Consider the following 13,905-nt stretch of genomic DNA (forward strand, 5'->3'; position numbering starts at 1 on the left):
ATCAACATCCCAACGACTCTATCTGGCTTACCTGCGAGCCGATGGAGGTTCGCGCCGGCACCGACACCTCGCTTACGCGGGTCGGTGCCGGTGTTCGGTGCGGCGAAACCGCACTTCGCTTATCTGTTCGTCCCCTCCTGCATCGTGGCGCGCTCAGTCAATTCTGGCCGTTGCGCTCAAGCACCACAAACGCCCCAGAATTAAAGTCGAAGCGCCAGGGGTAGCTACCCCGCTCACAATTCCAAGAATAGAGCCACTTCGATGAGCCTGACAAAATCCCTGCCAGCATGCCTGGCACTCAGCTTCGCATCGTTTGCTACCTATGCAGCAGATGGCCCTCCACCACCTTCGGTGAATGAGCCAAGCGGTATCAACCTGGGCGGCACCAGCTTTTACGACGGTTTCGCGGGACCGCCCGGCTTATCACATCTGACCTATCTGAAATTCAGCACCGCACGCAGCATCAAGGACAACGCAGGCAAGGATAATGGCGCCTTCGATAACCCGAAGATCAACATCATCACGCTGATCAATCAGCTGAGCTATTACTCGCCTGACTCCATCGGAGGCGGTGCGCACCTGGGTTGGAGTCTGTTGGTGCCAATCGTCTCCCTGGACGGTGACTTTGGTGACAACGGCCCCAAGCTCCAGGATAACGGCACCGGCCTTGGTGATATCGTCGTGGGGCCTCAGATCCAGTTCGATCCGATCGTAAATGCCCAAGGCAGGCCCGTCTTTGTGCAGCGCCTGGCCTTCGATACCATCCTTCCAACCGGTAAATACGACAAACATAAAGACCTGAACCCAGGCTCCAACTTCTTCTCTCTGAACCCTTACTGGGCAGCGACCTGGATGCCAGCTCCTCGTTGGGAGGTGAGCTGGCGGCTGCATTACCTGTACAACTTCAAGAACAACGACCCCGCTAGTAGTTCAACGCAATCCTTCGAAGGACAGCCTGTACGCGACACCCAGGCAGGACAGTCGGCGTGGGCCAACTTCACAGCCTCCTATGAAGTGGTCCCCAACGTATCGGTCGGCATCAACGGGTACTACTTCAGGCAACTATCAGATGACGATGTCAACGGGAGTCGGCTGAGCGACTCTCGGGAAAAGGTTTTGGGCATCGGCCCGGGCCTGTTCTGGAAAATCAGCGATGGCCAAGGCTTTTGGCTGAACACCTATAAAGAGACCGGCGTCGAGAACCGCGCCGGAACGGATTACGCCGTCCAGATTCGTTACGCCCACAAGTTCTGACTGACGTGTGCGCCCGCCCATGCATGAGGAGCGGGCTCCTTTACCCGAGGTGATGCTTCATGAACGCGCTCGAATCCATCGACAGCAAAAAATCATTGGCCGCTGTTTGCCTGATGATGGTCATATCTCTAGGAACGCTACAGATCCAGCCTATCCTGGGCGGAGCTTTTATCGATCAACTCGACTTGCCGCTTAATGCAATAGGCGCCATTTTCGCAGCAGAACTTATGGCAATGGCGGTCGCTTGCGGCGTTTGCGCCATGTTGATGGTGAACGTCGACCGACGCCGCTTCGCCTTGGTTGCCTTGCTGATCCTGGTATCAGGTAATCTAGCCAGTACTCAGTTCCACAGCCAGACTTCGTTACTCATTTGCAGAATGATCTGTGGCGCAAGCGGTGGCGCTGTCATGGCGGTTGTCTACGCCACGGCAGCCCTGCGCACATCTAAAGATGCCACTTTCGCGGTCATCAATATCGGCAACCTCCTCTGGGGCATGCTGCTCGTGACCTCCATGCCTATGATCCTGAAATCATATGGCGTGAATGGTGCGTTTTCCCTATTGGCTATCACCAGCGTGCTCTCGGTGCCGGGTTGCTTGAGAGTGCCCAAGCGCTACCCTGAAACACATCGCTTGGCGATCGGTTCGGTCCAGCCATTTGGTCTCACATCCATGCTGTTAATCATGCTTTTTGTGCTTCTGTTTTTTGGGCATTCCGCTCTGTGGGTTTACCAAGAGCGCATCGGCAAAAGCATTGGCCTGGAGCCGCAGCAGATTGGCGGGATTCTGGGCGGCAGCATCCTTGCCGGTGCCCTTGGGGCAGGTCTTGCCGGGCTAATCGGACGGCGCCTGGGTTTGCTGTTTCCGCAGCTATTAAGCTTCGGTACAGCCTTGTTGGCGACACTGGTCATGGTCTATGGCAATAGTCCCATTGCTTTTGTCGCCACTGCCTGCCTGATCCATATGGTGTGGTTTTTCAGCCTGCCTTACCTGCTTTCCATGGCGGCCGAACTGGACCCTTCCGGCCGACTGGCCGGACTAGGTAACGCCGCCATTTTTATCGGCCAGGGGCTCGGCCCGTTTGGTGCAGCACTTGTCGTCGGTGAGGGACATTTCCGGGCAGTCGGATGGCTGGCTGCCTCAGCCTATTTGATAGCCCTGGTTATCTCGTGCCTGGTCGTTGCGCGCTTTCGTCGAGGCGTGAAGCCTTCCGGGCCAGCAATCCCCTCAGTCAGCCTGAAATCACCCGGGAGGATGGTGGCTGCTGATGACCCATCCCATCAATGAACAAAGATGCCCATCTTTAGAGGTTGTCCTGATGACCAGCCAATTTCCCCAAACCCCTGAATTTTCCGGCGCTCTTTATACGCCCAGCCGCGTGGAAGCAGAGGTGTTCGACCTCGAGATTGAAGGCTCCCTTCCCGCCTCGATCCGTGGGACTTTTTATCAGGTCGCGCCAGACCCGCAGTACCCGCCGATGCTGGGCAACGATATCTTTTTCAACGGTGACGGGATGGTCAGCGGCTTCAACTTCGCCGACGGCGGGGTCTCGATGCGACGCCGCTACGTGAAGACTGATCGTTTGCTGGCTCAGCGCCGTGAAGGTCGTTCGCTCAATGGCATCTATCGAAACGTCTACACCAATGACCCGCTCGCGGCGAAGAACAACACGACCGCGAACACCACCGTGGTGCCGCACAATGGTGTCCTGCTTGCGCTCAAAGAAGATGCCATGCCCTGGGCAATGGATCTCGAAACGCTGGAGACCCTTGGCGAATGGAATTTTGACGACCAAGTCAAATCAGCGACATTCACAGCCCATCCCAAGCTCGACCCGGCAACAGGAAACCTCTTGGCATTCAGCTATGAAGCCAAAGGGGACGGCACGCCTGACCTGGCCTATTTCGAAATCTCGCCGGACGGGAAACTACTGCATGAGATCTGGTTCCAGGCACCATATTCCGCCATGGTTCATGATTTTGCGGTGACCGAACGCTACGTAGTGTTCCCATTGATTCCGTTGACGGTGGACGTCGAACGCATGAAAAACGGGGGGCCGCATTTTCAATGGCAACCCGATCTACCTCAGCTTTTCGCCGTGGTGCCACGGGATGGCCGCGCGGAAGATGTTCGTTGGTTCAAGGGCCCGAAGGACGGCTTCCAAGGCCATACGCTCAATGCCTTCGATGACAATGGCAAGGTTTATGTAGACATGCCGGTTACCGGCGGGAACATCTTCTACTTCTTTCCACAGGCGGACGGTCATGTCCCGCCACCCGAAACGCTGGCGGCCTGCCTGATGCGCTGGACCTTCGACCTGAGCGGTGCGCAGGATGACATTCAACCGCAGCCATTGACTGACTATCCCTGCGAGTTTCCAAGGTGTGATGACCGCTACATCGGTCGAAAGTACGAACACGGCTTCATACTCGCCTTTGATCCAGAGCGCCCATACAACCCTGCGAATGGACCGATGCCGTTTCAATTCTTCAACCTGCTGGCTCACGTGAACCTGAAAACAGGAACCACCGACGCCTGGTTCCCCGGTGACAGCGGATGCTTCCAGGAGCCCATTTTCATTCCGCGCTCCCCTGATGCGGCGGAAGCAGATGGCTATGTCGTTGCCCTTCTCAATCTCATCGCAGAAGGTCGTAGTGAGCTCGTGGTTCTGGATTCTCGTGACATGGAGAGCGGCCCCATTGCACGAATCAAAATCCCATTCCGGATGCGCATGTCGTTGCACGGTTGCTGGGCACCGAGCAAAAAATGAAGCAATGAACTGTCCGCTGAAATGACCAGAAGTCTGTGATTAACCCAGCCGGAATGCGGCTTCTATTCTTCTGAGTCACAGCATCGCCGACCGCATGACATGTCCCGTATTGCCTGTTCCTGAGGGTCGGCAAAGCGCTGCCTATAACGCACAAAAATGCATTATTTCTGTATTGTGGGATTTATTAGAAATCCCACTTTACAGGATTAAATTACACAACTAGATTGAACCTCAGCCGCCGCGACTTACCCACGGCCATAGTCGCATGAGCAATGCCGAGCCTTTTTGCACCCCGTGCGCATGCACTGATCCTCTATCAAGGAGCACTCAATGAAACTCGCGAGCTTTATTGTTCAAGGCCGTAGCACTTACGGTGTTGTCAACGGCGATCAGGTTGTTGACCTGGAATCGCTCAAACACACCTTCGGCACCGATCTCAAGCAAGCCATTGCCAACAACCGTCTGGCCGATCTGACCAGCGTCGTCCTGGCGAGCCTGCCGCGCATCCCTCTGGCTGAAGTGACCTTTCTGCCCGTTATCCCGAACCCGGGCAAAGTGCTGTGCATTGGCATCAACTACGCCACTCATGTGCGTGAAACCGGTCGTGAGATGCCGACCTACCCGATGATTTTTACCCGCTTCGCCGACAGCCAGACCGCCCATCTGCAACCCATCATTCGGCCCAAAGCCTCACACAAGCTTGATTTTGAAGGCGAGCTGGCGGTGGTGATCGGTAAACCGGCGCGTCACGTCAAACAAGCCGACGCGCTGGACTACGTAGCCGGTTACGCCTGCTACAACGATGGCAGCGTTCGCGACTGGCAGAAGCACACCATTCAGTTCATACCGGGCAAGAACTTCCCGAACACCGGCGGCTTTGGCCCTTGGCTGGTTACCAGCGACGAGATCGGTGATCCGCAGGACTTGGAGCTGACCACCCGCCTGAATGGCGAAGTGATGCAGCACACCAGCACCAGCGACATGATTTTCGATGTCCGCACGCTGATCGAATACTGCTCCACCTTCACCGAACTGGCTCCCGGCGACGTGATAGTCAGTGGTACCACCGGTGGCGTCGGCGCTTTCCGTGAGCCGCCGGTATGGATGAAGCCGGGCGATGAAGTCGAGATCGAGATTTCACGAATCGGCATCCTGCGCAACAGCATCGTCGACGAGCACTAAGCAATGGACAGACTACCTGAATCACAACAACTGCCAGATCAGGATACCGACACCAAAGGGTCGAGCCTGGAACGCATGCTGCGGGTACTCGATCTGTTCACCGAAGAGAGTCCGATCTGGGCTGTCGACGACATGGTCTGCGCATTGGGGTTTACCCGCTCTACCGTCTACCGCTATGTGCGTGAACTGGCCGAGGCGAACTTGTTGTTCCAGGTCGAAGCTGGGCGTTACGCGCTGGGTGCCCGGATCATTACCTGGGACCGCCAGTTGCGGCTGAGCGATCCGCTGGTGCGCGCCGCACAATCACTGGAGCCGGGCTTCCCACGCTGGAGCGAGCAGCAAGTCTGGCTGATCTGCCGACTGTTCAAAGACCAGGTGGTCTGTATTCATCAGCACGGCGACTTGTTCAGCGAGGTCAGCTATTCACGCGGTTCACCGAGGCCGTTGTTCCTGGGCGCGACCTCCAAGGCAATCCTCGCCAACATGAATGCGCGCCAGCACAGTCAGCTATTTCTTGAAAACCCCGATGAGGTGCGCGCCAGCAACCTTGGCCAGACCTGGGAACAGTTCCGCCGTTCGCTGCAGCAATTACGTCGTCAGGGATATGTTGCCAGCGCAGGCGAGGTCGACCCGGGCGTCTACGGGTTGGCCGCCCCCATATTCGATGGCGATGGCAAAGTCGTCGGCAGCATCAGCTGCGTTCGCCCGATTCAAGAACGTCACAGTGCTCAGGAAGAAGGACAGGGACAGCAAATCCTTGCCCTGGCGCAGAAGCTGTCGCAGCTCATGGTGGCACTCGCCAACCGTCCCAAGCAATTGGACTGAGCCCTCCGTAAGGGAATAACAATGACAACCCTCAACAGTATCAACACCGACGTGCTGATCATCGGCGCCGGTCCTACGGGACTGACCCTGGCTAACCTGCTTGGCCAGGCCGGTGTGAACACATTGATCATTGATCGCAAGCCCGGGACCGTGACCGAACCTCGTGCTGTCTCGATCGATGATGAATCCCTGCGCACCATGCAGGCCGTCGGGCTGGATGAAGCCGTATTGCGTGATGTGGTGCCTGGCTACGGCGTGCACTATTTCACTCGGCCCGGTGGCCGCTGCTTCGGCAAAGTCGAGCCTACTGGCAAGTTGTATGGGTTCCCCAAGCGCAATGCCTTTCGCCAGCCACTGTTCGAGGGCACCCTGAAGACAGGCCTCGAACGCTTTGCCAGCCTGATGGCGCGGTTCAGCCACGAGCTGCTGGAATTCAGTCAAGACCACCACGGCGTGCGCGCGCTGATTCGTGACGCCGATGGCGAGATGATGGAAGTCAACGCGGCCTATCTGGTCGCCTGCGACGGCGGCCGTAGCCCAGTGCGCAAGCAACTCGGAATCGAGATGGTTGGCTCGAGCTTCTCCTCGCGCTGGCTGGTGGTCGACACCGATCAAGATGACGATCCATTCTGGCAAACACGCGTGTACTGCGATGCACGCCGTCCTGTCGTAGAAGTGCCAGGCCCCCACCGTACCCGCCGCTTCGAGTTTCTGCTCAAGCCGCAAGAAACGGATGAACAAGTGCTCAGCGACACTCGCCTGCAAGCGTTGCTTCAGCCCTTCAAGGGCAACACCCCGGCATCCATCGTGCGCAAGACCGTTTACACCTTCCACGCCCGGGTTGCCGAGCGCTGGCAAGTGGACCGCGTGTTTCTCGCCGGCGATGCCGCCCATCTGACCCCGCCTTATGCCGGACAAGGCATGAACAGCGGTGTTCGCGATGCCCATAACCTGGCCTGGAAACTGATTGGCGTGCTGAAGGGCAAAATGGCTGAAACGGCTCTGCTGTCTTACGAAAGCGAGCGTCGCAATCACGCCTGGGCACTGATCAGACTGGCCTTGAACCTCGGCGTGGTCATGGCGCCGGCAACCGTCTTGCGCGCTCGCTTGATCAGCGGTGCATTCGCGCTGATCGGCCTGTTGCCACCGTTGCGGGACTATTTCCTGCAAATGCGCTTCAAGCCTAAACCTCGATTCACCAAAGGGCTGGTACTGACCGAAGGTGAAGCCGGAAAACTGTCCTGCGGGCACATGTTCCCTCAACCGATGCTCACCGATGCCCAGGGCCAGGCATCTCTGCTCGATGACTCGATCGGCGCCGGCTTCGCCTTGATTCAGTACGGCGACCACACCCGCCAACGCATCGATGAACTCCAGCATGGCTTCTGGTTCCACCTGGAAGCCAAACGCATTCTGATCCTTCCCGAGCATGTCAAAACCATGCCTTCGATGCCTGGTTGCACGGTGCTTCATGACCGCCAGGGGTTGCTCAAAGAAATACTGGGTGATTCAAGCAAGTTTTTGCTGCTGCGCCCGGATCGCTATATCGCCGCCATCTTCGACAAGGCCGGCGAAACGAAGGCGGCCGAGTCGTTGCAGTCGTTGTTCGGCATCGCCTCGGCGATCCCCCCCGAAGCCGAGACGCGCATCACGCCAGTCTTTCATTGACCCCTTAAAGTCACCGAGGTGTTTATGCAAACCCTACAGACCTGCACCCCTGCGCGCCTGTGCTACCTGCACCTGGCGAGCAAAGAGCCGCAACGACAAATCGATTTCTATCGGCGGATGCTGGACATGGACGGCCTGGCGCAACCCGATGGCAGCTGGATACTCAGCGGCCCAAAACGCGCCATGCTCGTGTCGCCCGCCGATCACAGTGGCCTGCTCGCAACGGCCTATGACCTGGGCGATCAGGCTCGGCTGGGAGAACTGCGCGCTCGCCTGATCGAGCACGACTGTGCTGTCGAAGACATCGACTCACCGTTGCTCGAACCGGGTGCCTTACTGATTCGTGACCCTCAGGGCCGGCAAACGATATTTGGCGTATCTCGCACTGATTCCGGTGTCGACCGACAAGGCATGCCGGGCCGCCTGCAGCATGTGGTATTCCAAACCACTGAACTGGAGGCCATGATCGATTTCTACGTCAATACGGTCGGGTTTACCGTCTCGGACAATGTCGTCGATGAGCAGACCGGCCAGCTCATGGTGTGCTTCCTGCGCTCGGATGATGAGCATCATTCTCTGGCGTTTTTCCGCGGTTCGAACAACGAATGGGATCACCACTGTTACGAAACCAACGAATGGAATGACATCCGCGACTGGGGTGATCGCTTCGCCAAGGAACGTATCACCATCTTCTTCGGCCCCGGCCGACATGGGCCGGGCAACAATCTGTTCTTCATGGTGGTCGATGCCGATCGTAACCGTCTGGAGTTTTCGGCCGAACTGGAAATGACCGATGCCGCCCGCCAACCCGGTGTCTGGCCGCAAGGGGAATACACGCTCAACTCCTGGGGACGCGCCTGGATCAGGAGCTGAGCACTTTTTTACAGACAAGGTTTTGCATCATCAACTTCCTTAATCGACGCGGCCACCTGCCTCCAAAGGTAAGACTATGACGACTCGACATTTCACCCCCTACTCCATCAACGGCGACCAATACATCAACGGCACCTGGCGTGCCGGTCGCTCCTCACGGCGCCTGGATGACCGCAATCCCTTCAATGGCGAACAACTGCTGGAAATGCCGCTGGCGTCGATTGCCGATCTCGATGATGCCTATCAGGCTGCACATCGTGCGCAAACGGCGTGGGCACAGCTGCATCCAACACAGCGCAGCGCCCAACTGGAAAAACTGGCTCAGGTCATCCAGAGCCGCCGCGACGAAATCATCGACTGGCTGATTCGGGAGTCCGGCAGCACGCGCATCAAAGCGAGCATGGAATGGCAATTCACCCTGAACCTTGTTCGTGAGTGCGCAACGTTGCCGATGCAGGTTGAAGGACGGATCCTGACCAGCTACAAGCCCGGCGAACAGAGCTTTGTCTTTCGTGAACCACTGGGTGTGGTCGGTGTTATCAGTCCGTGGAATTTTCCTTTGTATCTGAGCATGCGTTCGGTGGTACCGGCACTCGCGCTCGGCAATACGATAGTGCTCAAGCCCGCCAGCGACACGGCGGTGACCGGAGGCCTGCTGATTGCCCACCTGTTCGAAGAAGCAGGCTTCCCGAATGGATCGCTCAATGTCGTGGTAGGCGCAGGTTCGGAGATTGGCGATGCCTTCGTCGAACACCCGGTACCGAGCCTGATCTCTTTCACCGGCTCAACGGATGTGGGTCGCAATGTCGGCCGTATCGCAACCGGTGGCAAACACATCAAACGCGTTGCGCTGGAGCTGGGCGGCAACGCTCCGCTGGTGGTCCTGGATGATGCGGATATTGAAATCGCGGCGCACGCCGCGGTGGTTGGGCGCTTCCTGCATCAAGGCCAGATTTGCATGAGCGTCAACCGGGTGATCGTCGACCGCTCGCTGTATGCAGACTTCACGGCGCTGGTCGTGGAGCGAGTGCGCAATCTCAAGACCGGCGACCCGGCCAATGCAGACACGGTGATTGGACCCGTGGTCAATCAGAACCAGCTCGATGGCCTGCTCCGTAAAATCGATACTGCTGAAAACGCGGGCCTCAAACGGCTCTGTGGAGGCCCGGTATCCGGGCTGGTGCTGCCTGCCCATGTCTTCGGTGAGGTGGGGGCCGATCAGGAACTGGCGCGCGATGAAACCTTCGGGCCCTTGCTGCCGCTACTGATCGCAGAAAACGAAGCCCATGCCCTGGAATTGGCTAACGCCAGCGAGTATGGCCTGTCCAGCGCGGTGTTCACCCGGGACATGGCCCGCGGCTTGAACTTTGCCCGTGGCATCGTGGCGGGCATGACCCATATCAACGACATCACCGTCGATGATCAGCCCAATGCGCCCTTCGGTGGTGAAAAGAACTCAGGCCTCGGACGCTTCAATGGTCACTACGCCCTGGATGAGTTCACCCGTGCCCATTGGGTCACCTGGCAGCCCGGGGGCCATAACTACCCCTTCTGATCATTTGCTAATACTGATTCGGCCAGGATTGGGCAAGCTCCTTTGCCCAATCGACAAAAAACAATAAAAAAATAGAGGCGAAAAATGAGCAATTTAGCCTGTGTGTCCACCGATCAAATCGTTCACTCCGACCGGCTGATGAAGTGGAAAGAGTTCATGAGTGATCACCTGGGCCGCACTCCGGACTACATCAAGCGCCTTGAATCTACGTTCATCGACCCGTTGCATAACAACAACTTTCAGGGGCGGCTGGAATATGGAGACCTGGGTCAGCTGCGTTTCTGTCGAATGACCGCCAGTGCCCATCGATATTCACGCCATCTGAGCAAAGCGGTCGACTCGCTCGACACCCCGCGCATGTTGATACTGCAGATTGCCGGTGTCAGTCATTTCGAGCAAGGTCGACACACCAGCGCGTTAGCGCCTGACGAGATGCTACTGGTCGACAGCGGCCAGCCTTTCAGCGTCACCAGTACTCAAGGCTGCGAACATTTCATCCTGCTTTTCCAGGGGAGGAGCGAACTGCTCACGCAAGCGGGCGATGTTCATCTTAACGGTCGCAATGGGCTGGGCCGAATGCTGATGCATCTCGTCAGTGATGCTTACAACCAATACCCCCTGCTCAATAACAACTCGGCCGGGCTGATCGGCGACAGTATCGTGGGGCTTCTGGATAACGTTCTGAAGAATAAACAGGAAGAAAAGCAGCTCGAACACGACTTCCGCTTCTTCAAGCAGAACCGCCTCAAGGCCTATATCGAGCGCCACCTGGCCGACCGCGACCTGACCATCGAACGCATCGCCAACGCAGAGCAATGCTCGGTGCGCAGCTTGCACCGAGCGTTTCAAGATGAGCTTGGCTGCAGCATCAGCGAATACATCTGGCAACGGCGTTTGTCGCGTTGCGCCGAAGATCTGCGCAACCGGGAACATGCCCATCGCTCACTCACCGAGATTGCCTTTGCCTGGGGCTATGGCAGCAGTGCGCACTTCAGCAGACATTTCAAATCGGCGTTCGGCATGTCGCCTCGGCTGTTCCGTGATACCGCGAGCGACATCAGGGTGGAATCGACCGCTGCATAAGTCTGTTTCCTTGCAAGTTGCGGGGCTGCCCAGGAGCATATGGCGCCGAACGTCACAACGTTCAGCGCCATCCACCTCACGCCCGAGAGGCTTTTTCAAGACTTGGCAGCAAGGAACTGGCCGACACCGATGACGGAGCCGAGATAACTTCTGCCCGCCCTGCCTCGGACTTCTCCTCTTCGACCTCGCCATTCAGCGCCTTGTGCATTTTCACGGTGTCCAGCGCCCCGACCCATTTGGCGATGGCCATGGTGCCGACGCCGTTGCCGATGGTGTTGGTGATCGCCCGTGCTTCCGACATGAACCGGTCGACACCCAGCAGCAACACCATACCCGCCACCGGAATGGTGCCCAGGGAAGATAACGTCGCTGCAAGAATGATGAATCCTGAACCGGTGACGCCCGCAGAGCCTTTGGACGTGAACATCAACACCGCCAGTACGATCAATTGATCCGTCAGGGTGAGCGGCGTGTTCGTTGCCTGGGCGATGAAGATCGCGGCGATGGTGTAGTAGATCGCCTGACCATCCGGGTTAAAGGTCAAACCGGAGGGAATGATCATCCCGGCAACGGGCTTGGAAACACCGGCCTTTTCCATCTTGGAAATCATCTGCGGCAACACCGATTCCGAAGAGCTGGTGCCCAGCACGGTGAACAGTTCCTCCTTGATGAATTTCAGAAACTTCCACAGGCTGAAACCGCTGTAACGGCAGATCGGCCCGAGTACAAAGATCACGAACACCGCGCAAGTCAGGTAGACGCAGGCCATCAGCTTGCCAAGGGAGAACAGCGAGCCGAAGCCGTATTTGCCGATGGTGAAAGCGATTGCGCCAAATGCACCGATCGGGGCCAGGCGCATGACCATGTTGACGATGCGAAACATCCCCTGCATCAGGCTATCCAGCGTGTCGACGAAAGCTTTGCCGCGAGGCCCCGCATGCGCCAGAGCAACGCCAAGCAGGATGGAGAACAGCAAGATTTGCAGCACGTTGCCCTTGGCGAAGGCATCCACGATGGTGTCGGGGATGATGTTCATTACAAAGTCCATGAACGACGCGTGTTTCACCGCTGTGGTGTAGGTGGCCAGGCTGGAAGTGTCCAGCGTGGCGACATCGATGTTCATGCCTGCACCGGGTTTGAACACATCGACGACGACCAGGCCGACGACCAGCGCCAACGTGGACACCACTTCGAAATAGAGCAGTGCACGAAAGCCGACACGGCCCAGCTCCTTCATGTTTTCCATGCGTGCAATACCAGTGACGACCGTCAGGAAGATCACCGGCGCAAGGAGCATTTTGATCAGTTTGATAAAAGCGTCGCCCAAGGGTTTGAGCGCTGTTCCGGTTTCGGGAATGAGCACCCCGACAATAGCGCCGAGGATCACGGCGATAAGAACTTGTACGTAGAGTTTGCCAACTATTCTTTTCATGACAGGGCCCTGATTTTTTATTGTTGTCAGGAAATGCCAAGGGGTCCGATCAGTGATCAGCCCCTTGGTGTTGTGCCGCAGTACTACTTTGAATCAGCGAAAAACATCAGCGATTGATCAACTCGATCACGGCATCGGTGACCTGCCGGGTGGTGGCCTTTCCGCCCAGATCAGGGGTATGCAAACCGCTTTCGGTCACGGCTTCGATGGCCGACATCAGCTGTTTCGCCGCAGCCGCTTCGCCGAGATGTTCGAGCATCATGGCGGCCGTCCAGAACGTCGCGATCGGGTTGGCAACACCTTTGCCGGTGATGTCGAAGGCCGAGCCATGGATGGGTTCGAACATCGACGGAAATTTGCGCGAGGGGTTCAAGTTGGCGGTCGGCGCAATGCCCAGGCTGCCCGACAGGGCCGCGGCCAGATCGGACAGGATGTCGGCGTGCAGGTTAGTGGCGACGATCACATCCAGCGTCGACGGCTTGAGCACCATGCGCGTGGTCACGGCATCGACCAGTTCCTTGTCGATCTTCACATCCGGAAAATCCTTGGCGACCTCGTAGAAAATCTCATCCCACAGCACCATGCCATGACGCTGAGCGTTGGATTTGGTGACCATGGTCAGGTGTTTGCGCGGACGGCTTTGTGCCAGTTCGAAAGCAAAGCGATGAATGCGCTCTACCCCGACACGGGTGAACACCGACACTTCGGTGGCGACTTCTTCAGGCAGCCCCCGATGGACACGACCGCCGTTGCCGGAGTACTCGCCCTCGGAGTTTTCACGCACCACCACCCAATCGATTTGATCACCATTGAGCAGCGGGCTTTTTACCCCCGGCAACACGCGAGCCGGGCGCACGTTGGCGTATTGGTCAAAGCCCTGGCAGATCGGCAGGCGCAGGCCCCACAGCGAAATGTGATCCGGTACGTTGAGCGCACCGACAGCACCGAAGAAAATGGCGTCGAAGGTTTTCAGTTCTTCCAGGCCACCCTCCGGGATGTAGTAGCCGTTTTTCAGGTAGTTATCGGAGTTCCAATCGAAGTGTTTGAAATCCAGCTCAAAACCGGATTTTTTCGACAGGGCTTGCAGCACCTCGACGCCAGCAGCGATCACTTCCACACCAATACCATCACCGGGTACCGCAGCAATTTTGTATGCGCTCATTGGTCAACTCCACTCTCGTTACGTTCTTGTTGTTTCCGTCGGACCGGACTGTCCAAGCGGTGTGTGAACGGAGTATATGTAGTGAACAAAGAGGTGTGAGTT

Annotated in this window: 11 protein-coding genes; 9 read left to right on the forward strand and 2 right to left on the reverse strand. The window is 57.4% G+C overall.

Annotated elements, in window-relative coordinates; genetic code table 11:
* The first annotated feature begins 261 nt into the window (after positions 1-261).
* The 9 genes from AB7M22_RS13690 (at position 262) to AB7M22_RS13730 (ending at position 11,209) form a co-directional block, all read left to right on the forward strand.
* Positions 262-1,254 carry a SphA family protein gene (locus AB7M22_RS13690; protein ID WP_454186697.1) on the forward strand — a complete coding sequence of 331 codons (993 nt, stop codon included), beginning with the start codon at positions 262-264 and terminating at the stop codon, positions 1,252-1,254.
* A gap of 59 nt (positions 1,255-1,313) precedes the next feature.
* On the forward strand, positions 1,314-2,540 hold the full coding sequence (locus tag AB7M22_RS13695; protein WP_454186698.1) for an MFS transporter: 1,227 nt from the start codon (positions 1,314-1,316) through the stop codon (positions 2,538-2,540).
* Between the two features lie 31 nt (positions 2,541-2,571).
* A complete protein-coding gene (locus AB7M22_RS13700; RefSeq protein ID WP_454188810.1) occupies positions 2,572-4,023 on the forward strand; it encodes a carotenoid oxygenase family protein in 1,452 nt (483 codons plus the stop codon).
* 330 nt (positions 4,024-4,353) lie between these two features.
* On the forward strand, positions 4,354-5,205 hold the full coding sequence (locus tag AB7M22_RS13705) for a fumarylacetoacetate hydrolase family protein (RefSeq protein WP_454186699.1): 852 nt from the start codon (positions 4,354-4,356) through the stop codon (positions 5,203-5,205).
* Positions 5,206-5,208: 3 nt separating this feature from the next.
* Positions 5,209-6,030 carry an IclR family transcriptional regulator gene (locus tag AB7M22_RS13710; protein WP_454186700.1) on the forward strand — a complete coding sequence of 274 codons (822 nt, stop codon included), beginning with the start codon at positions 5,209-5,211 and terminating at the stop codon, positions 6,028-6,030.
* A gap of 21 nt (positions 6,031-6,051) precedes the next feature.
* Positions 6,052-7,698 carry a bifunctional 3-(3-hydroxy-phenyl)propionate/3-hydroxycinnamic acid hydroxylase gene (locus AB7M22_RS13715; RefSeq protein WP_454186701.1) on the forward strand — a complete coding sequence of 549 codons (1,647 nt, stop codon included), beginning with the start codon at positions 6,052-6,054 and terminating at the stop codon, positions 7,696-7,698.
* A 24-nt stretch (positions 7,699-7,722) separates the two neighbouring features.
* On the forward strand, positions 7,723-8,571 hold the full coding sequence (locus tag AB7M22_RS13720) for a VOC family protein (RefSeq protein ID WP_454186702.1): 849 nt from the start codon (positions 7,723-7,725) through the stop codon (positions 8,569-8,571).
* Positions 8,572-8,647: 76 nt separating this feature from the next.
* Positions 8,648-10,126: an aldehyde dehydrogenase family protein gene (locus AB7M22_RS13725; protein WP_454186703.1), complete on the forward strand. Its 1,479-nt coding sequence runs from the start codon at positions 8,648-8,650 to the stop codon at positions 10,124-10,126.
* An 84-nt stretch (positions 10,127-10,210) separates the two neighbouring features.
* Positions 10,211-11,209, forward strand: a complete 999-nt coding sequence (locus AB7M22_RS13730; protein WP_454186704.1) for a helix-turn-helix domain-containing protein — start codon at positions 10,211-10,213, stop codon at positions 11,207-11,209.
* 76 nt (positions 11,210-11,285) lie between these two features.
* Here AB7M22_RS13730 and AB7M22_RS13735 read toward each other — a convergent pair whose 3' ends face one another.
* The gene (locus tag AB7M22_RS13735; protein ID WP_454186705.1) at positions 11,286-12,641 is read right to left on the reverse strand and encodes a dicarboxylate/amino acid:cation symporter; all 1,356 of its coding nucleotides are present in this window, start codon (positions 12,639-12,641) and stop codon (positions 11,286-11,288) included.
* 106 nt (positions 12,642-12,747) lie between these two features.
* Positions 12,748-13,803 carry a tartrate dehydrogenase gene (locus AB7M22_RS13740; RefSeq protein WP_454186706.1) on the reverse strand — a complete coding sequence of 352 codons (1,056 nt, stop codon included), beginning with the start codon at positions 13,801-13,803 and terminating at the stop codon, positions 12,748-12,750.
* Between the last annotated feature and the right edge of the window lie 102 nt (positions 13,804-13,905).

This window comes from Pseudomonas sp. ADAK2 TE3594 (assembly GCF_053628675.1).

Coding starts and splice junctions, on each gene's coding strand:
- AB7M22_RS13690 (WP_454186697.1), top strand. CDS start 262: ATGAGCCTGACAAAATCCCTGCCAGCATGCCTGGCACTCAGCTTCGCA.
- AB7M22_RS13695 (WP_454186698.1), top strand. CDS start 1,314: ATGAACGCGCTCGAATCCATCGACAGCAAAAAATCATTGGCCGCTGTT.
- AB7M22_RS13700 (WP_454188810.1), top strand. CDS start 2,572: ATGACCAGCCAATTTCCCCAAACCCCTGAATTTTCCGGCGCTCTTTAT.
- AB7M22_RS13705 (WP_454186699.1), top strand. CDS start 4,354: ATGAAACTCGCGAGCTTTATTGTTCAAGGCCGTAGCACTTACGGTGTT.
- AB7M22_RS13710 (WP_454186700.1), top strand. CDS start 5,209: ATGGACAGACTACCTGAATCACAACAACTGCCAGATCAGGATACCGAC.
- AB7M22_RS13715 (WP_454186701.1), top strand. CDS start 6,052: ATGACAACCCTCAACAGTATCAACACCGACGTGCTGATCATCGGCGCC.
- AB7M22_RS13720 (WP_454186702.1), top strand. CDS start 7,723: ATGCAAACCCTACAGACCTGCACCCCTGCGCGCCTGTGCTACCTGCAC.
- AB7M22_RS13725 (WP_454186703.1), top strand. CDS start 8,648: ATGACGACTCGACATTTCACCCCCTACTCCATCAACGGCGACCAATAC.
- AB7M22_RS13730 (WP_454186704.1), top strand. CDS start 10,211: ATGAGCAATTTAGCCTGTGTGTCCACCGATCAAATCGTTCACTCCGAC.
- AB7M22_RS13735 (WP_454186705.1), bottom strand. CDS start 12,641: ATGAAAAGAATAGTTGGCAAACTCTACGTACAAGTTCTTATCGCCGTG.
- AB7M22_RS13740 (WP_454186706.1), bottom strand. CDS start 13,803: ATGAGCGCATACAAAATTGCTGCGGTACCCGGTGATGGTATTGGTGTG.